A 17303-nucleotide genomic window follows, 5' to 3' on the forward strand; every position below is an offset into this window, starting at 1 on the left:
GCCTAAAAATATTATTAAGGAGGTCTAATATGTTAAAGGTAGAAAATCTAAATCTAACTTTAGGGAATAAACATGTCTTAGAAGACATTGATTTAAACATACCTATAAAAGGCGAGATTATTGGCATAATGGGGCCAAATGGTGCTGGGAAATCATCTTTACTCAAATCTTTTATTGGGGAGTTTAAATCTACTGGGACTGCACGCTTAAACGATGATGATGTACATAATTCATTAAAATCTATCACCTATATTCCACAAAAAGCACATATTGACTTAGATTTTCCAATTGATGTCGAACATGTTGTTATATCAGGTGCATACAAAGATATTGGTTGGATTAAATGGGTGACGTCAGAAACTAAAAAACGGTTAAATCAATTGATGGAAACCTTGGAATTAGAAAATTTACGTCATCGTCAAATTTCACAATTAAGTGGTGGCCAGTTACAACGTGTACTTGTCGCACGTGCGCTAATGACGGAAAGTACGCTTTATTTGTTAGATGAGCCCTTTGTTGGTATTGATTTCCATAGTGAACAAATCATTATGACACAACTACAAAAATTGAAAAGTGAAGGTAAATTACTCTTAATTGTCCATCACGATTTATCAAAAACTGAAGAGTATTTTGATCGTGTCATACTTCTAAACAAAACAATTCGTTATTTTGGTGACAGTAGTACTGCAATGCTACCGGAGAATTTAAATAATACATTTTTAAATTCAACCACAAAAAATGAAGCGACTTAAAACAACAGAAAGGAGATAAATTTATTATGGAATTCATTCAACATTTACTCGATTATAAATTCTTAAGCAATGCCTTAATTATTTCAATCGTAGTTGGAATTGTATGTGGTACAGTTGGCTGTCTTATCGTCCTTAGAGGGCTTTCGCTAATGGGTGACGCGATGAGCCATGCTGTGTTACCTGGTGTAGCTCTATCTTTCTTATTCGGTATACCGATGTTTATCGGGGCACTCATTACAGGTATGATTGCCAGCATATTCATTGGATTTATTACGAAAAACAGTAAAACCAAACCAGACGCTGCAATCGGTATCAGTTTTACAGCATTTTTAGCAATGGGTATTATTTTAATCAGTTTGATTAACAGTACCACTGACTTATACCACATATTATTTGGTAACTTGCTCGCTGTAACTCAATCAACATTTTGGTCAACAATTGTTGTTGGTGTGCTTGTTATGATATTAATCATACTATTTTACAGACCGTTAATGGTCTCAACATTTGATCCTGTATTTAGCCGAATGAGTGGTCTAAACACTACAATAACTCATTATTTTGTAATGCTGTTACTGTCTCTTGTAACTGTAGCCAGTATTCAAACTGTCGGTATTATTTTAGTTGTCGCGTTATTAATTACGCCAGCCTCAGCAGCATTCTTAATTGCCAAAAAATTACATACAATGATGATTATATCAAGTCTGTTTAGTACAATCAGTGCGATTGTTGGTCTCTACTTTAGCTATCTTTATAATTTACCAAGTGGCGCAACAATTGTATTATGCGCATTCTTGATTTACGTCGTTACTTTTATATTAAGTAAATTTCAAATTTTTAATAAGAGAGGACAAACTATATGAAAAAAATAATAGCAATTGCACTTGTTTTCATCCTTTTTTTAAGTGCATGTAGCAATGGGAGCAATGAAAAAAATGAGAAAAATGATTCAGCTTCAAACGATAAATTAAAAATTGTTACGACAAATTCAATATTATACGATATGGTCAAAAACACTGCCGGTGATAATGTTGAAATACATAGTATTGTACCAATTGGCCAAGACCCTCATGAATATGAAGTTAAGCCAAAAGACATAAAAGCGTTAACTGATGCAGATATAATTTTTTATAACGGTTTAAACTTAGAAACAGGAAATGGTTGGTTTGAAAAAGCATTAAGTCAAGCCAATAAATCAACCAAAGATGATTCCGTAGTAAGACCTTCTGAAAACGTGGAACCTTTATATTTAGAAGGTGGCGAAGGTGATAAATCAAAACAAGATCCACATGCTTGGTTAAGTTTAGACAATGGTATTAAATATGTTGAAACGATCAAAGATACAATATTAAAACACGATAAAAAACATAATGATGAAATCAAAGCCCAAGGTGAAAAGTATCTTGGAGAACTAGAACAACTTAATAAAGAAAGTCATGATAAATTCAATGATATTCCTAAAGAGCAACGCGCAATGATTACAAGTGAAGGTGCTTTTAAATACTTCTCTAAACAATATGACATTAAACCTGGTTATATTTGGGAAATTAACACTGAAAAGCAAGGTACACCTGAGCAAATGAAACAAGCCGTTCAATTCGTAAAAGATAATAACTTGAAACATTTACTTGTTGAAACGAGCGTTGATAAGAAGAGTATGCAAAGTTTAAGTGAAGAAACGAAAAAAGACATCTTTGGCGAAGTATTTACTGATTCAATCGGTGAAAAAGGATCTAAAGGTGATTCTTATTACAATATGATGAAAGAAAATATCGAAACAGTACATGGCAGTATGGAATAAGTCGATAGGCTATTTAACCTTTTATAGGTGAATAGCCCCATGTCGTTCGTTACCCTCCTTATAACGTACGGCATGGTGGTATTCAAGCCTTAAAATCATCTCCTTAGCTCCATCAATGGTAGATTCCTCCCCCATTGATGGAGCTTTTTTTTTAGCGAAACTTCTTCCTAAAAGGAAGTTAGTTTCACTTATGCATGCGTCTTGACGCAGGCGTTCCTTAATCTTCCTGTTAAGATAGTGGCTCTTATGCATGCGTCTTGACGCAGGCGTTCCTTAATCTCCCTGTTAAGATAGTGGCTCTTATGCATAAAGACTTACTTTCCAATTCATTTGGGTTAGTAAGTCTTACGCATATGTGATCACTAAAATAGCTCAGGCCTTCCTTTAATCTCCTAAAAGGAAGTTAGTTTCGCTTATGTGTTCCCTTTACAAATGTATTACTCAATCGTTTATCTCATTGACTTTATTCCAAATAACCTTTGAATAAGTAATATATTCACTATAATTACAGGGTCTATTGATGGTCTTCCACTATTTAATTTACATATATTATTACTGTTTAAAAATGGCAGTAATTTGGGTCGACTCCTGCGAGAAAAGCACTAACCGAAGACTTCATGCTGAGGCTATTCCGCGGAATTTATGCACAAAAAAGTGCCGACAAAATCTTAGACTTTGTCGACACTCTAAAGTGACAGAATATATATTCTGTCACTTTTATGCTATTTAAAAATCATTCATTAGTCCGTTAAACTATCTACAATAATCATTTCATCATAATTTATTGCTTCACGTATTTTCAAAGCAGTAACTTCACTTACCTCTTCGTCTTCGACAAGTTGATTCAACACACGGCGTTGCTCTTTAAGTGCCGTTAATTTAATTTTTGTTATTGAATTCTCGTTTTTTGCATTAAAGAAATTAGATGGTGTTAAGTTATCTATACGTATAAGATAACTATCACAAATCATTCCTACTTCTAACTTATTATCTTCAGTTGTTTCTTTACCTAAACGACTTACAACACGGTAATGTACTGTACGTACAACATTAGAGATTTCTCGCAAGTTGTCGATGATTGATAATGAAGTAGCTGCATTGGTTTTAACTTTACGTTTAATTCTTCGTTTTAAAATCAAAGCTCTAAATTCAACCTTTATACGTTGAAGTAAAGAAGCTTGCTTATAGACTTGCGTACGTTCGGAATAACGCATATAGTTTTCTAGAACGTTAGAAGTTATATCTCCATTTTCTACTAAACTATTCAATGTACTATTTTCAACAGCAAATGCAATATTTTGTAGTCTTTGAAGTTCTTTCGTATTTTCATCTTCATTTTCCACAGTTTTTAAAAATGCTAATTTCTCATGATAATCCTTGATTACATTACCATATTGAAAACTAGATTCTACAGATGACATTTGATTTAAACTATCAATGACTTTTTCTAATATTAAAACACGTGCCTGCTTGAAACTCATTCCTTTTTGTTTCGGTTTTTCAGCATTTGGTGTAACTAATGGTAAGATAAATTGCGCAACAATCAAACTAATAATTACCATTCCAGATGCTATAAAAAGTAAATCATCCCTAAAAACAAAAGAATGATGATCCGCTAACACATACGGTAAAGTTAAGGCGATTGCTAACGAAATTGTGCCATGAACGCCGCACACCGTCATAATAAACGCATACATGCCACGTTTTGGAGGTGCTTCTGTCGGTTTCTTATTATCTTCATTATAAGAAATCATCTTTTGGAATGGACTGACTGGTAAGTAAAAGTAAGGATATAGTATGAACACCCACAAAAATCTAAATAAATATATCGCAAGTGCAATTAAACAAGTAACGACAATTAAGAAGATTAAATTATGTGGTTCATTTTCTATAATTCTTCCTACTACTTCAGGTATTAAATATCCCAAAATAGAAAATACAAAACCATTTAATGCATAGCCTAATATATTCCAAGTATGGTTATAACTCATTTGCAATCTCGTACGTGCTTGTGCAATACGGTCACGTTCAAAACCATGTACTAAACCTGCAACTACAGCAGCGATGATTCCTGATGAATGAAACATTTCTGCCACTATATATGTCACAAACGGCGTAACAAGCTGTATAAATGTGAACATATTAATATTTTCAATACCACGTCTAGATAACGCCACTCTAAATCTTACTAAAGCTACCCCAATAAGAAGTCCAACAATAAAACCACCTATTGAAGAAATAAGAAATTGTTCAACAGCATGCGTCACTGAAAACGCACCTGTCACAAGTGCTGCTACAGCAATTTTAAAAGATATGATACCCGCAGCATCATTTAAAAGTGATTCACCCTCTAAAATTGTCATAGATCCTTTCGGTAGCACTTTTCCATTTGTAATAGCTTGAACTGCAACGGCATCTGTAGGACATAATATAGCAGCAAGCGCAAAAGCTGCAGCCATTGGTAATTCGGGCCAAATCCAATGAACAAAAAGCCCTACTACAATCACAGTAGTAATAACTAAACCTAATGCCATCATTAGCACCGGTTTAATATAGCGCCTTAAGTGGACACGCGAAACCTTAACCCCTTCTACAAAAAGTAATGGTGCAATTAATGCAACCATAAACAATTCTGAATCGAAATGAAGTTCAACAGGTACAGGTATCACATACACCAACATACCGAGTATAATTTGAATGAAGGCTAAAGGCACTTTCGGTATAAAAATGTGCACAAGTGAGCTAACGATAACCAGTGCTAAAAAAATGAGTATCGTTTCAAATATTTGCAAGGTTTCACCTCTTTTCAATTTAATTATTTTTCATAATTGTTGAGGTTGAAACAATAAATAATATCGTTTTTTAAATGAACATACTGTGTCTCAAACTCTTACACACTAATAACAAATAGTATAATCCCTATCACCTATTTGATTAATATTTTTTAAATTAACACAATTACAAATATATATTATTTTATCATTTTTTTACCCTTTGCTTAAACGTATTACACTTGAAAAGTTAAATTTTCTTTTTTATCTTCTAATATACAGTCTAATAAGCGATTAAATAGTGTTACATAATTTAATATTAAAATGACACTAAAATGCATATATAAAATGAGTATGATACATACGTACTCTAGATAATTAAAAAAATGATGAAAGCAGCTTATACCGATTATAAAAACAAAACACCAATCCATTAGAAAATAATAGATTGGTGTTTCAAAGTTGATAATGAGCTATTTATGTCTCACCCTTATCATTTTAAGCATTTATATATTTTAGTAATCCTGGTCTTTTTCATACGCATTACGTCTACGTTCTTCACGATTTTCTGCACGTTTTTTCAACATATCAAATGTATTATTTTCTTTAGAACTCAACAATATATTTGTTTGTCTTGGCGCATCACTTTTACGATACATGTAAGCCCCTGTGCGATAGGCGGCACGTGATATTAAGTGACCTCCGACTGGTGACGTTAAATTAATAAACACCAATGCCAAAATAAGTCGCACGCTTAAATAACCTTGTGAAGAAATAAAATAAATAATAACGCCTACAAGCGTCAGTAATACTGAAAGTGTAGAACTTTTAGTCGATGCATGACTTCGTAAAAATACATCTTGAAATTTAATTAAACCTATTGCACTTATTAATGCGATGATACTTCCTAAAAACATCATAAATGCTGCTATTAAATTAACGATTTCGCTTGTTATTTGCATTGAAGACATGCCCCCCTTCTATAAATCTAGAAATGGAAACGGTACTTACAAATGAAATGATAGCGATCAGTAGAATTGAATCAAGGAATGAGAATGTACCAAAGACGATGCTGAGCATACCTACCATAGACATAAGTATCGCACTTGCGGTATCAAAAGCAACTACCCTATCAGCAGTCGTTGGTCCTTTAATCAATCTAAATAAAGTTAATAATAATGCAATTCCAAACAAAATCAGTGCACTTGTAATGAAAAAATCAATAAGGGATTCTATCATTCTGCCACCTCCAATATGAGTCCTTCATATTGTCTAATACTTTTCAGCAATTTTTGCTTTTCTTTATCTGAGACATCAATTGCATGTATAAAGAACTTTTGTTTTTCTTTTGAAATTCTTATTACTGTTGAACCAGGCGTTATAATAATTAAAATTGTTAAAAAGCTAACTTCCCAATCACTACTTAATGTTGTTTCATAAGTTACTAAGCCGGGGTTTAAATCCTTAGTTTTGAATAAAATGTAATTAATTGTAGTCATGCTAGATGTGACTAACTGGTATAAATAAACAGCTAAAAATTTAATTGTTACCCAAACTTTTTTCAGATAAAATTGCTGTCCGAAAAAGCGATGTAAAATATAGATAACTAATAAGCCAATAAGGTAACCTGCGGAGAATGTTGATGCTTTAAAAGATTCTTCATCTTGAAAAAGCACCCATAAAAAAGCAATGACAATGTTAAGCAAGACTTGTTGCATTATTTATCCTCCTTCACTAAATGAGGGTTAACCATTTCTTCATATAGTCCATCATCCATATTTAAATGTGTCGCATTATCCGTCACTTTGAAAATCAATGGCGCCGCAAGTCCCATAGCTAGTATCACTGCTGTTAATATGCCAATGAGACCTTTACGATACGTAGGTATTTTTTTAAATGCTGTTTCTTCAGCTTTCTTCTCATTACCCAAATACATTGTGAAGAAGATTCTGAACAAGCTAAACATTGCAATTAAACTGGTAATTATCATTAAAGCTAAGCCAATATAATTACCGTTTTCTATAGCACCTTTAAAAATGAATACTTTACCAGGGAAACCACTAAATGGCGGTACGCCTCCGATTGCTAAGATCATAACTACAAAAGCTACGCCAAAGAATGGTTCTTGTTTGGCTAGACCATTTAGATTTCGATATTGTCTGTATCCAGTAATATAGACTAAGCTACCAATAATAAAGAATAGCAATGTCTTAACGACAATGTCATTAGCTAAATAGAAAATAGCGCCATTAACACCAGCGTAGGTATTTGATCCTAATCCTAATATGATAAATCCAATTGAAAGTATAACTTGATATGCTGCAATCTTTTTAATATCACGATAAGCGAGTACGCCAAATGCTCCAATCAGCATTGTTATACAAGCTAAAAATACTAGTAATGGATGCGTGATGCCTTCATGACCATCAAAAATCAATGTAAAGAAGCGGATTAATGCATAAGCCCCTACTTTAGTCATTAATGCTGCAAACAGTGCTGCAAGTTCTGTATTTAAAACTGCATAGGCTTTAGGTAGCCACATAAAGAGCACTAATGCAGCTTTAGCACCAAACGCAATTAAAAAGACCATAGACACAATTGTTATAGCACTTTTGTCATTCATCTCATTCAACCGCTGTGCTACAAGGGCAAAGTTTAACGTACCTGTCAGTTTATAAAGCAAACCAATACCTAGAAGTAACAACCATGAACCAAGTATATTAAGTACCACATAAATAATTGCTGCACGTAATTGCTCGATGGATTGTCCTAATGTGATAAGTACGAAAGATGCCAATAACATAACTTCAAACATGACATATATATTGAATAAGTCAGCTGTTAAGAATGAACCTATAACACCTACAGTTAAGAATAAGATGAAACTTGGTAGATAATAGCGTATTGCTCTTTTCTCTGTTCTACCAAAACCATAAGCCATAATTAACGTAACAACAAAACTGGATGTAGTAACCATCAATAAACTTAATGAATCACCAACAAATTGAATACCAAAAGGTGCTTCCCATCCTCCAAAATCTAAGGCAATAGGTTTGTTATACATCACATGAATTAATAAGAACAATGAAATAACTGTTGTAACAGCCATCGTTCCAATTGAAAACATTCGAGACAATCTACTGTTTGTACGGATGAAGACAAGGACTAATGCACAAACTGCTGGAAGAAGTAACGGTAGAATTAATAAATTACTCATTAGCATCGTCGTCATCACCTCTCAATACATCGATTTCATCTTCTTTTGTTACACGATACGTTCTATATACAAGTACTAATAGAAAAGCTGTCATTGCAAAGCCAATTACAATCGCCGTTAAAACAATTGCCTGTAATAAAGGATCAACAAAGTTTTTACTACCTTCTCCAATCAAGGGTTCAACCATATTCTTGCCATATTGACCCATACTCATAATAATTAAATTGCCTGCATGCGTGTAAATAGAAATACCTATAACGATTCTTATTAAATTAACTGATAATATCATATACGTTCCTATAAATATTAAGAAGCCAATAACCATTAATAATATAAGATTCATGAACGACCACCACTTATAGATAACATAACCGTTACGACGACACCTACAACAGATAATACAATACCTGCTTCAAATAACGTTACGGTCGTTAAATGTACTTCACCCAATAAAGGTAATTGTACATATGCATCAGTTTGGTAAAGGAACGGTTTACCAAAAAACATAGGTACAACTGCAGTAGCAAATGAAACTAATGAACCTATAATCATTAATATTCTAAAATCTAAAGGCAAAGCGACTAACACTTGTTTAACATCGAAGGCCAAGAACATTAAAATAAATGCTGAGCTAAATACAAGACCACCAATAAAGCCGCCACCTGGATTATTATGACCTGCCAAAAACAGATAAAATCCAAAAGTTAACAATATAAAAACGACAATTTTGGTTACCGTTCGTAATACAACATCATTCTCTTTCATCTTGACCCCTCCGTTCTTTAAAGTTAAGTAATGTATAAATTCCTAAACCAGCAATGATGAGCACCATACCTTCAAATAAAGTATCTAGTGCACGGAAGTCACCAAGAATGGAATTCACAATATTTTTTCCGCCTGCTAATTCATATGCATCATGGTAAAACGTCGAAATTGTAGGCATCGAGTCACTTTGTTGTGCAATAAACACGAGCATGACTACAATCACTGCCATCAAGAGCGATACAATAATTTTGACCGCTTCACGTTTTTTGTGAACTTTTGTACGCGGTACGTTAGGTAGTCTTGAAAAACTAACAATAAATAATATTGTTGTAATCGTTTCTACAACTAATTGAGTTAATGCTAAATCGGGTGCTTTCATTAATATAAAGAATATCGTTACACAATAACCGATAATTCCGTTTAAAATAACCATTGTTAAACGTTGACGTATAAATGTTAACGCAATACCTAGTACAAATACGACAATTAATGTAATTACTTCTAACGGGCCAAATTCACTCACATGAATTTGTTGCACTTTTGGAAATCCTGCTTGAATAACTCCATATACCACAACCATTATAAAAATAAGTAAAGTTAATGTGATGTAATGATTTAAACGGTTATTCATTAAGCTACGAATTCCATATCCTGAATAGTGTTCAAATTGTTTATATGACCCTAAGTATAAATCTGTAATTGATTTCACTTTTATCTTATCAGCATATTTTTTCCAATCAATTTTAAATGCCGCTGTGAAACCAACAATCATTACAATCAAACTTAAAATCAACGGTAAATTAAATCCGTGCCACTGCGATACATGTGGCGCTATTTTATCTACATTTTCTCCAATTGTGATACTTCGTAACGCTGGTAAAATAATATAATGTCCAAATATATTTGGAACAAAGAATATGACCGGTAACAAAATCATCATAATTGCAGAAGGTAGTGTGAACATAAATGGTTCGTGTGGATTTTTTATTGGTAAATCTGCTTTCTGATAATCTCCCCAGAAAACTTCCTTAATCATGTAAACTGCATAAATCAAAGTGAATATACTAGCTACAACACCTATCACTGCAATAATTATCGTAAGGAATATATTGAATTGGGGTAATTGGTGCGCGCTCACAAGTCCGTCAAAGAACATTTCCTTACTCAAGAAGCCATTTAAAAATGGAATACCTGCCATCGATAAGGCAGAAAGTAACATTATGATATGTGTAATAGGAAACACTTTTCTTAAACCTGATAAGCGACGAATATCTCTTGTGCCTGTTTCATGATCAATAATACCTACACCCATAAACAGTGCACCTTTAAATAAAGCATGATTCATTAAATGGAATAAAGCTGCGAACAGTATTAGACCATAAATTTTAGAAAGTTCGCCTGTCGGATGTTGCGCAAACCCTCCACCAAGTCCTACCATTGATACAATCATACCTAGTTGACTAATAGTAGAATAAGCTAATATTGCTTTCATATCGACTTGGCGTGTTGCATTGACTGCACCAAAAATCATTGTGATTAGACCAACGAACGTAACACAATAAATATAAAAATCACTTAAACCTAATACAGGTGTGAATCTAAAGAGCAAGAATATACCTGCTTTAACCATTGTTGCCGAATGTAGATAGGCACTTACGGGTGTTGGCGCAGCCATCGCTTTCGGTAACCAGATGTGAAATGGAAATTGAGCTGACTTTGTAAATACCCCTATTAAGATGAGAATAATAATAGGTATAAACAAGTCACTTTGGGCAATTTTATCACTCTGTGCAATAATTGAAGTTATTGAATTCGTGCCAGTTACAGTATAAATCATAATGAAGCCTGCTAGTAATGCCAAACCACCAAAAACTGTAATCATAAATGATTGTATGGCCCCAAATTGACTATCACCTTTATTGTACCAATAGGCGATAAGCAAGAATGAGGATACACTTGTTAACTCCCAAAACACATACATCAGAATCGTATTATTAGCAGTAACGATACCTAGCATACTGAGCATAAATAGTAATAAATATACATAAAAACGTGGTAAATTATCATGTTCTTTAGATAGATATTGAGTTGCATAGTAAAATACGGCTAATCCAATGAGTGAAATTAATAAACTGAAGAATAAACTCAATCCATCTAATCTAAAATCAATATTGATATCTAAAAGTGTCAGCCATGGAATCTTAACCGTTACAAAATGTCCCGCCATCACTCGAGGTAATTGCCATAAAAAGTAAATCGAAGAAATAATCGGTGCAATTAAAGCAATTTGACCTGCAAATCGCTGCAATTTAGGATTTGTTAGTGTGAACAATACCGCTACCATGATTATAATCAAGGCACCCAGTAAATATATTAAGCTCATCATATCCCTCCTTTAATTATATTTTATAAATTTAAAGCTATTGTTGTTTTAGTAGTCTTTGCAGAAATACCTATGAATTTCATCGTTTCAAAAGTTGTTTGATGACCTAAATATTTTTGAATAATAGAAATAGATATACCAGATTGATAAGCATGATAAGCAAATGTCTTTCTTAACGTCGTCAAACCAATATGTAGCATGCCTAACTCTTCAGCTGCAGCATGGATAATACGATATGCTTGTTGTCTTGATAGACCTTTTAAAGTTCTATTTGATTGAAATAATAGCTCATCATTTTTCAGATCTTCTTCAGTAATAAAGATCATTAATTCATTCCTCAACGTGTCGGGTAATCTAATATGAATATTGGGAGCGTGGTCCTCTAGCCAATACAGCTTAATATCATCGTGTTCGTCTTTGACGTCTGACACACAAAGATTTAGTAGTTCGGAAAGTTTAACGCCAGTATGTATTGCAAACTTGAATAATAAATAATCTCGTTTCGACTTATTACTTAATACATCAAACATAGACTTTATCTCTTTTATATCCCTTATAGGGTCCACTTGATTCATATATTCACCTCTTAACAAATTGAATGTTTCTTATTTAATGATATATGATATTTATGTCACATGGAAGTATTTAAACCGAATTTCTCAAAAAAATTTTGACCATTTTAACATGTTTATTCGATATATATAGTGAAAGGAGGTTAAGCAAATGAATCAAATTAAACAGCTTGCAGTCACATTATCCCGTGTTTTGTACGATCAAGATGGAAAAGCTTTAAAGTTCAAGCGTCATTTCGCAAATTTAAATACAGAATCAACACCCGAACAAATAAAAAGCTTCAAATCTATTATTGAACAAATTACTGGAGAGCACTTTGACACTATAGAAGTTATTAAAACTGAAATAATTAATTAAGGAGGAGAATGACATGATGTCCCAAACATTAGAACTTATTTTCAATGATGCTGTGAATAAAACTATCAAATTGCAACTACCTAAGATTGAACATCCAGTAAATGAAAGTACAGTTAAAGATGGCATGAATAAATTAATCACGCTTGATATTTTGAGACCCAAAACAGGCATCCCCACAAAAGTATTTGGTGCCCAATTAATAGATAAGACAACCAACGTTCTATTTGAAAATTAGTTGATTCTCAATATAAAGCTATTGAGTTAGATGATTAACTAAAAAAGGCTTGAAACAAACGTTTCAGGCCTTCCTTTTATGCAGAAAATTGACTGTTTATACAGCACATTAGTTAACCACAATATTATTCAATTATACCATTAATTTCTAAAGGGTCTCAATCTAACCTTATCACCAAAAAATATCTTTTTCTTACCTAACTTCTTGCATATTGCATATTTATCATACACTTCAACAATTTGAGCTAAATTTTTATAAGATCTTCTTGGATTCAACACTTCTATAAATTGATTTTTCTTAATGCCATCATTACTTCCTGCTCCAACAAAAAAAGTTTCCTCATCTGTTAGTCGAATTATGGAAAGCTGTTTCAATATAATTAGTCACTCACTTCTTCAAAAGCTATTATTATTATAAAGTTATTATTACTTCATAGTTGTTAATCTTATTTCCCAAAAACCATTAACATACGTATTCTATTATATTTTCTGTGTTGTGTACATCATAATAAACTAAAAAGCTCATATTCTTTTAAATAATTTAAACATAGGAAAAACATAACCTTTCCTATATAATGTAATTATCCTAATAGAAAGCGTGATTTAATGTTCCTTTTATATATTATTGGGATTATCGCAGGTATGGTTGTACCATTCCAAACTTCAATCAACTCTAGACTAAGCCTTTATACAAAGTCTTCATTCTATGCGTCAACAATCTCATTTGCTACAGGTACAATCTTTTTAATTTTAATCAATCTTATAACGAATCCTCATGTCTTTACTGCACAATTTTACAGCAACCAATCTTTTAGTTACATATGGTTTGTCGGTGGTATGCTTGGTGTCATTTTCCTAACTGGAAACTTACTCCTTTTACCTCGTTTAGGTGCATCCCTTACTGTAGTGCTTACTGTAGCTGGTCAAATCATTATGGGTGTAACAATCGACACATTTGGCTGGTTTGGAGCTGATAAAGAAGCCTTTACAGTATTTAAAGTACTGGGTATTATCTTTTTAATTTTCGGTATCATTCTGATGAATTACGTTCGTAGAAACCCAAAAGATAAAAATCAAAATAATTCAATTTATATTTGGTTAATCATTGGATTTATATTTGGTTTCTGTCCACCTATTCAAACTGCTATTAATAGCGCATTGGGTCAACAAATAAATTCCTCTGTAATGGCTTCACTGATTTCATTCACAGTAGGTACAATCGTATTATTTATTTTGACTTTAATTTTTAATAGAAGTCTTAAACTTACTACTTTCACACCTAAAGAAGGACGTCTTAAGCCTATTTACTTTATCGGTGGTATCTTAGGTGTGATATTTGTGACCACGAATATTATTTTAATGCCTCACCTTGGCGCTGCATTGACTACAATTATTGTTATGCTAGGTCAAATGTTAATGGGTATTATCATAGATCATTTCGGTTTGCTGGGTACATATAAAAATAAAATCACTAAGAGAAAAGTTTTCGGTATTATTGCCATAATGATTGGTATCATTTTATTGAGATTATTTTAAAAAATTGTTCTCTCGAGTCATTTACTTTTAACATTTAGTAAATGACTTCTTTTTTTATAACAAAATCCCTGCTTTTCGCTGTATAATCAAATCATCAATACATCAAGAGGTGACATCATTGAAGAAAATCATTGTTTTATTTACTCTGTTGATAATACTTTGTAGTATCGGCGCCCTAAGTTTTTACTATTTCAAAATTAAAATAGTCACAAGTAAACCAGAACATCCTATTGATACTTTGAAAATAACCTATAATAAACCCTATACCTTTATAGGAAAGCAAGAACCTGCGCAACGATTTCCAGTTCATTATGAACCCCATAAAGGTTATATTAACGATTGGTTCGTTAAGTCACATGACAAAATAGAAAAAAACCAACCTCTATTTGAATATTACAATCCACGTATTGAGCAACAAATTAATAGTAAGCAAAAATACCTTGCACAATTAAAACAAAACAATAAATCTTCCACTCCCCTGATACAATCAGAAGTATTACGCTTACAAAATCAAATCTCACAACTCCAAGAACGACTTCGTATTAAAGTTTATGCTCCAGCGACTGGCATCGTCCATATTAATAAATCATGGCCTAATCTAACTAAATCTCCTGTTATGCAAATTTATGATCCTACTACAATAATCAAAGCTGAAATTGATGAATTCCTTATTGATAAGCTTCATTTAAAAGACAAAGTTTCTATTAAAGACAATAATCAGCAAACATTTGACGGTGAAGTGACTTATATTTCTAAATTCCCAATAGATATAGACCCATCAACTAAAAATTCCAAATATTTAATTGAGATAAATTCAAATTCTAACGCTGTTTTAGGTAAGCATTTCAAAGTAGAAATATCTAATCACATCATTGAAATTCCCAAAACAGCAATACATGATAAGCAATTTGTTTTCATACAAAGAAATAAAAAATTTATAAAACGGGTTATTAAAACACAAAATTCGGGTAATAACAAAGATGTACTAATTCTTGAAGGTTTAAATCAAGGAGATGTCATAGCTAGAAATGCTGATACAGTGCTGTCCGAAAATTAGACGTACACGTTATAAAAAGTTATCATTTTAAAATCCATTGAGATTATTTAGCCTTTTTATCATATGAAGGTAAATTGAAAAACAGAAAAATAAATTTTGATTAGCGTATTGGTATTTAAAGAATTGAATTAATAATAGAAATCATTAACGTAACGCTTAAACATGTTTTTGTTTACTTTCTATTTTTATTTAGTTATAATAAACTAAATAATAGTGGTTTTAATATATTTCACTTAAATATAATCGAGCCACAAATTATGACAAACACTTTGTATTTAACTTTGAATTAAGACAAATAATCATACAAAAAAATTATTAATATGTATATTTGATTGGGCATTTAGAATAGGGAGGAATTAGGATGGCTATCACCAAAATCAATGATTGCTTTGAATTATTAGCTATGGTCACATATGCTGACAAACTAAAAGGTATTATCAAAAAAGAATTTTCAGTAAGTTTCGAGGAGTTCGCTGTATTAACATACATTAGCGAGCATGAAAGTGAAGAATATTATTTAAAAGATATCATCAATCACTTGAATTACAAACAACCACAAGTTGTTAAAGCTGTTAAAAACTTATCTCAAGAAGATTATTTTGATAAGAAACGTAACGAACAAGATGAAAGAACTGTATTAATCTTAGTTAACACTAAACAACGTAAAAAAATAAATGAATTATTAACTCGCGTTAATAATCGTATTAAAGAAGCTAACGACGAAAAAGAAGTTTAAGTTACTTTAAATTTCTACAATCAAACAAGTTTCTATAATATATTCAACTTATTTTTAAAGGGATTTTCCAATATATTGGAAAATCCCTTTTTATATGTACTTGCCTTTTGCATGTTACCAACACATCTTCAAAATCTTCATTCCTTACAAATAGTAAAAATACCGTTGATAAAGTCCTGAGACATATATCAACAGTATTTCATAAAGAAATAAAAGCATTGCAGTATCTATACTATATAAAATAACAACGCGTATTTTAAAACGACTTTGCAAGAAGCATTTATACTAAATCATTCTTTTGATATTTCAAAGTGCTAATAAAATCTAAATACACTTCTACAAAATGCTCGGGTTCTTCAATATGCGGCGCATGACCGGATTGGTTAAATTCTAAAATAGTTAAAGTTTGAAACGCATGATCGTATCTATTCGTTGATTCCCCCATAAATAAAGGATCATATTTCCCATTAACTAGCAAAGTTGGTACATTAACATGTTTAATCTCAATATCTTTATTAAAAACTGGAAATCCCATTAAAGCTCTTGTCGCAACAGCACTATCTTCGGCTGATTGTCTACTATAAATGAGCTGGTTTTGAAACCATTTTTTCGCTTTTTCCTGGTCTTTATACATATACGGTAATAGTAGAATAAGTGCTTCAGATTTATCAAAGCCTTCTATTTCGTCTTGATGTTCTATCATTAATTTATTTAACCCGTGTACACTATCTATCAGATTAGATGCAATTAAAGTTAATGATGCAACCATTGATTCATATTTATTAGTAAAATTTTTAGCTATTAAGCCACCCATATCATGTCCAATTAAATGTGCTACTTCAACATCTAATTTTTTCATTAATATTTTTAAATCTTCAACATGATCTTCTAAATTAAAGGAGTTCGGCTTGGAAGATTTACCATGCCCTCTCACATCATAAACAATAACATCAAATTTATTTTTCAATGCATCTTTCAAGTTATATAAAGAAGCCATATTGCTATCTAGTCCATGTATTAATATAACAGGAAAACCTTGACCCTCACGGATATATGCTATCTCGTTGTTACAACTTGTTTCGATTTTTATCATTATGGGCCACCTCCCTTTACAGAAGTAATAT

Annotated in this window: 19 protein-coding genes and 1 pseudogene; 8 read left to right on the top strand and 12 right to left on the bottom strand. The window is 32.1% G+C overall.

The window, feature by feature from the left end; translation table 11 throughout:
• The first annotated feature begins 29 nt into the window (after positions 1 to 29).
• Genes AAA453_RS12990 through mntC form a run of 3 tightly spaced genes read left to right on the top strand, consistent with a single transcriptional unit; the run spans position 30 to position 2550 of the window.
• Complete coding sequence (locus tag AAA453_RS12990; protein WP_069832636.1) at positions 30 to 752, top strand: metal ABC transporter ATP-binding protein; 723 nt, start codon at positions 30 to 32, stop codon at positions 750 to 752.
• Between the two features lie 23 nt (positions 753 to 775).
• A complete protein-coding gene (locus tag AAA453_RS12995; protein ID WP_427707070.1) occupies positions 776 to 1612 on the top strand; it encodes a metal ABC transporter permease in 837 nt (278 codons plus the stop codon).
• Positions 1609 to 2550, top strand: coding sequence for a manganese ABC transporter substrate-binding lipoprotein MntC (gene mntC / locus AAA453_RS13000; RefSeq protein ID WP_427705324.1), 942 nt, complete (start codon positions 1609 to 1611; stop codon positions 2548 to 2550). The genes AAA453_RS12995 and mntC overlap by 4 nt, the downstream gene beginning before the upstream one ends.
• 452 nt (positions 2551 to 3002) lie before the next feature.
• On the opposite strand, the pseudogene AAA453_RS13005 reads toward mntC, so the two are convergent.
• The 10 genes and pseudogenes from AAA453_RS13005 to AAA453_RS13050 form a co-directional block, all read right to left on the bottom strand.
• A pseudogene (locus AAA453_RS13005) lies at positions 3003 to 3089 on the bottom strand (transposase); the annotation flags it as partial.
• A 201-nt stretch (positions 3090 to 3290) separates the two neighbouring features.
• The gene (locus tag AAA453_RS13010) at positions 3291 to 5342 is read right to left on the bottom strand and encodes a cation:proton antiporter (protein ID WP_069815173.1); all 2052 of its coding nucleotides are present in this window, start codon (positions 5340 to 5342) and stop codon (positions 3291 to 3293) included.
• Between the two features lie 494 nt (positions 5343 to 5836).
• Positions 5837 to 6283 (bottom strand): Na+/H+ antiporter subunit G, encoded by a 447-nt coding sequence (locus AAA453_RS13015; protein ID WP_069815171.1) that lies wholly within the window; start codon positions 6281 to 6283, stop codon positions 5837 to 5839.
• A complete protein-coding gene (mnhF2, locus tag AAA453_RS13020; RefSeq protein WP_021339612.1) occupies positions 6258 to 6560 on the bottom strand; it encodes a Na+/H+ antiporter Mnh2 subunit F in 303 nt (100 codons plus the stop codon). Before mnhF2 ends, AAA453_RS13015 begins: the two co-directional genes overlap by 26 nt.
• Positions 6557 to 7039: a Na+/H+ antiporter Mnh2 subunit E gene (gene mnhE2, locus AAA453_RS13025; protein ID WP_069815169.1), complete on the bottom strand. Its 483-nt coding sequence runs from the start codon at positions 7037 to 7039 to the stop codon at positions 6557 to 6559. Before mnhE2 ends, mnhF2 begins: the two co-directional genes overlap by 4 nt.
• The gene (mnhD2, locus tag AAA453_RS13030; protein ID WP_427705327.1) at positions 7039 to 8544 is read right to left on the bottom strand and encodes a Na+/H+ antiporter Mnh2 subunit D; all 1506 of its coding nucleotides are present in this window, start codon (positions 8542 to 8544) and stop codon (positions 7039 to 7041) included. The genes mnhE2 and mnhD2 overlap by 1 nt, the downstream gene beginning before the upstream one ends.
• Entirely contained in the window at positions 8531 to 8881 is a 351-nt protein-coding gene (mnhC2, locus tag AAA453_RS13035) for a Na+/H+ antiporter Mnh2 subunit C (protein ID WP_002508404.1), read from the bottom strand. The genes mnhD2 and mnhC2 overlap by 14 nt, the downstream gene beginning before the upstream one ends.
• Positions 8878 to 9303 (bottom strand): Na+/H+ antiporter Mnh2 subunit B, encoded by a 426-nt coding sequence (gene mnhB2 / locus AAA453_RS13040; protein WP_002508405.1) that lies wholly within the window; start codon positions 9301 to 9303, stop codon positions 8878 to 8880. Before mnhB2 ends, mnhC2 begins: the two co-directional genes overlap by 4 nt.
• The gene (locus AAA453_RS13045) at positions 9290 to 11686 is read right to left on the bottom strand and encodes a DUF4040 family protein (RefSeq protein WP_427705329.1); all 2397 of its coding nucleotides are present in this window, start codon (positions 11684 to 11686) and stop codon (positions 9290 to 9292) included. The genes mnhB2 and AAA453_RS13045 overlap by 14 nt, the downstream gene beginning before the upstream one ends.
• A gap of 23 nt (positions 11687 to 11709) precedes the next feature.
• Positions 11710 to 12261 carry a tyrosine-type recombinase/integrase gene (locus AAA453_RS13050; RefSeq protein WP_427705332.1) on the bottom strand — a complete coding sequence of 184 codons (552 nt, stop codon included), beginning with the start codon at positions 12259 to 12261 and terminating at the stop codon, positions 11710 to 11712.
• 148 nt (positions 12262 to 12409) lie between these two features.
• Here AAA453_RS13050 and sroA point away from each other — a divergent pair, with 148 nt between their 5' ends.
• Entirely contained in the window at positions 12410 to 12616 is a 207-nt protein-coding gene (gene sroA / locus AAA453_RS13055) for a sigS mRNA-stabilizing protein SroA (RefSeq protein ID WP_069815161.1), read from the top strand.
• 16 nt (positions 12617 to 12632) lie between these two features.
• Complete coding sequence (locus AAA453_RS13060; RefSeq protein WP_069815340.1) at positions 12633 to 12851, top strand: DUF2922 domain-containing protein; 219 nt, start codon at positions 12633 to 12635, stop codon at positions 12849 to 12851.
• A 140-nt stretch (positions 12852 to 12991) separates the two neighbouring features.
• Here AAA453_RS13060 and AAA453_RS13065 read toward each other — a convergent pair whose 3' ends face one another.
• Positions 12992 to 13225 (bottom strand): hypothetical protein, encoded by a 234-nt coding sequence (locus tag AAA453_RS13065; RefSeq protein WP_069815159.1) that lies wholly within the window; start codon positions 13223 to 13225, stop codon positions 12992 to 12994.
• Positions 13226 to 13456: 231 nt separating this feature from the next.
• On the opposite strand from AAA453_RS13065, the gene AAA453_RS13070 reads away from it, so the two are divergent.
• The 3 genes from AAA453_RS13070 to sarA all read left to right on the top strand — a co-directional run bounded on the left by AAA453_RS13070 (position 13457) and on the right by sarA (position 16179).
• Positions 13457 to 14386, top strand: coding sequence for a DMT family transporter (locus tag AAA453_RS13070; protein ID WP_069815157.1), 930 nt, complete (start codon positions 13457 to 13459; stop codon positions 14384 to 14386).
• 109 nt (positions 14387 to 14495) lie between these two features.
• Positions 14496 to 15443 (top strand): efflux RND transporter periplasmic adaptor subunit, encoded by a 948-nt coding sequence (locus AAA453_RS13075; protein ID WP_427705334.1) that lies wholly within the window; start codon positions 14496 to 14498, stop codon positions 15441 to 15443.
• A gap of 361 nt (positions 15444 to 15804) precedes the next feature.
• Positions 15805 to 16179 carry a global transcriptional regulator SarA gene (gene sarA, locus AAA453_RS13080; protein WP_057512962.1) on the top strand — a complete coding sequence of 125 codons (375 nt, stop codon included), beginning with the start codon at positions 15805 to 15807 and terminating at the stop codon, positions 16177 to 16179.
• A 280-nt stretch (positions 16180 to 16459) separates the two neighbouring features.
• Here sarA and AAA453_RS13085 read toward each other — a convergent pair whose 3' ends face one another.
• On the bottom strand, positions 16460 to 17272 hold the full coding sequence (locus AAA453_RS13085; RefSeq protein WP_427705336.1) for an alpha/beta fold hydrolase: 813 nt from the start codon (positions 17270 to 17272) through the stop codon (positions 16460 to 16462).
• Positions 17273 to 17303 lie beyond the last annotated feature (31 nt).

The sequence above is a fragment of the Staphylococcus parequorum genome, from assembly GCF_039237145.1.
GTDB lineage: Bacteria > Bacillota > Bacilli > Staphylococcales > Staphylococcaceae > Staphylococcus > Staphylococcus equorum_A.

What these genes read in the sequence shown, in the direction of transcription:
- AAA453_RS12990 (WP_069832636.1), top strand. Translation starts at nt 30, where the DNA reads ATGTTAAAGGTAGAAAATCTAAATCTAACTTTAGGGAATAAACATGTC.
- mntC (WP_427705324.1), top strand. Translation starts at nt 1,609, where the DNA reads ATGAAAAAAATAATAGCAATTGCACTTGTTTTCATCCTTTTTTTAAGT.
- AAA453_RS13015 (WP_069815171.1), bottom strand. Translation starts at nt 6,283, where the DNA reads ATGCAAATAACAAGCGAAATCGTTAATTTAATAGCAGCATTTATGATG.
- mnhF2 (WP_021339612.1), bottom strand. Translation starts at nt 6,560, where the DNA reads ATGATAGAATCCCTTATTGATTTTTTCATTACAAGTGCACTGATTTTG.
- mnhE2 (WP_069815169.1), bottom strand. Translation starts at nt 7,039, where the DNA reads ATGCAACAAGTCTTGCTTAACATTGTCATTGCTTTTTTATGGGTGCTT.
- mnhD2 (WP_427705327.1), bottom strand. Translation starts at nt 8,544, where the DNA reads ATGCTAATGAGTAATTTATTAATTCTACCGTTACTTCTTCCAGCAGTT.
- mnhC2 (WP_002508404.1), bottom strand. Translation starts at nt 8,881, where the DNA reads ATGAATCTTATATTATTAATGGTTATTGGCTTCTTAATATTTATAGGA.
- mnhB2 (WP_002508405.1), bottom strand. Translation starts at nt 9,303, where the DNA reads ATGAAAGAGAATGATGTTGTATTACGAACGGTAACCAAAATTGTCGTT.
- AAA453_RS13045 (WP_427705329.1), bottom strand. Translation starts at nt 11,686, where the DNA reads ATGAGCTTAATATATTTACTGGGTGCCTTGATTATAATCATGGTAGCG.
- AAA453_RS13050 (WP_427705332.1), bottom strand. Translation starts at nt 12,261, where the DNA reads ATGAATCAAGTGGACCCTATAAGGGATATAAAAGAGATAAAGTCTATG.
- sroA (WP_069815161.1), top strand. Translation starts at nt 12,410, where the DNA reads ATGAATCAAATTAAACAGCTTGCAGTCACATTATCCCGTGTTTTGTAC.
- AAA453_RS13060 (WP_069815340.1), top strand. Translation starts at nt 12,633, where the DNA reads ATGTCCCAAACATTAGAACTTATTTTCAATGATGCTGTGAATAAAACT.
- AAA453_RS13070 (WP_069815157.1), top strand. Translation starts at nt 13,457, where the DNA reads ATGTTCCTTTTATATATTATTGGGATTATCGCAGGTATGGTTGTACCA.
- sarA (WP_057512962.1), top strand. Translation starts at nt 15,805, where the DNA reads ATGGCTATCACCAAAATCAATGATTGCTTTGAATTATTAGCTATGGTC.
- AAA453_RS13085 (WP_427705336.1), bottom strand. Translation starts at nt 17,272, where the DNA reads ATGATAAAAATCGAAACAAGTTGTAACAACGAGATAGCATATATCCGT.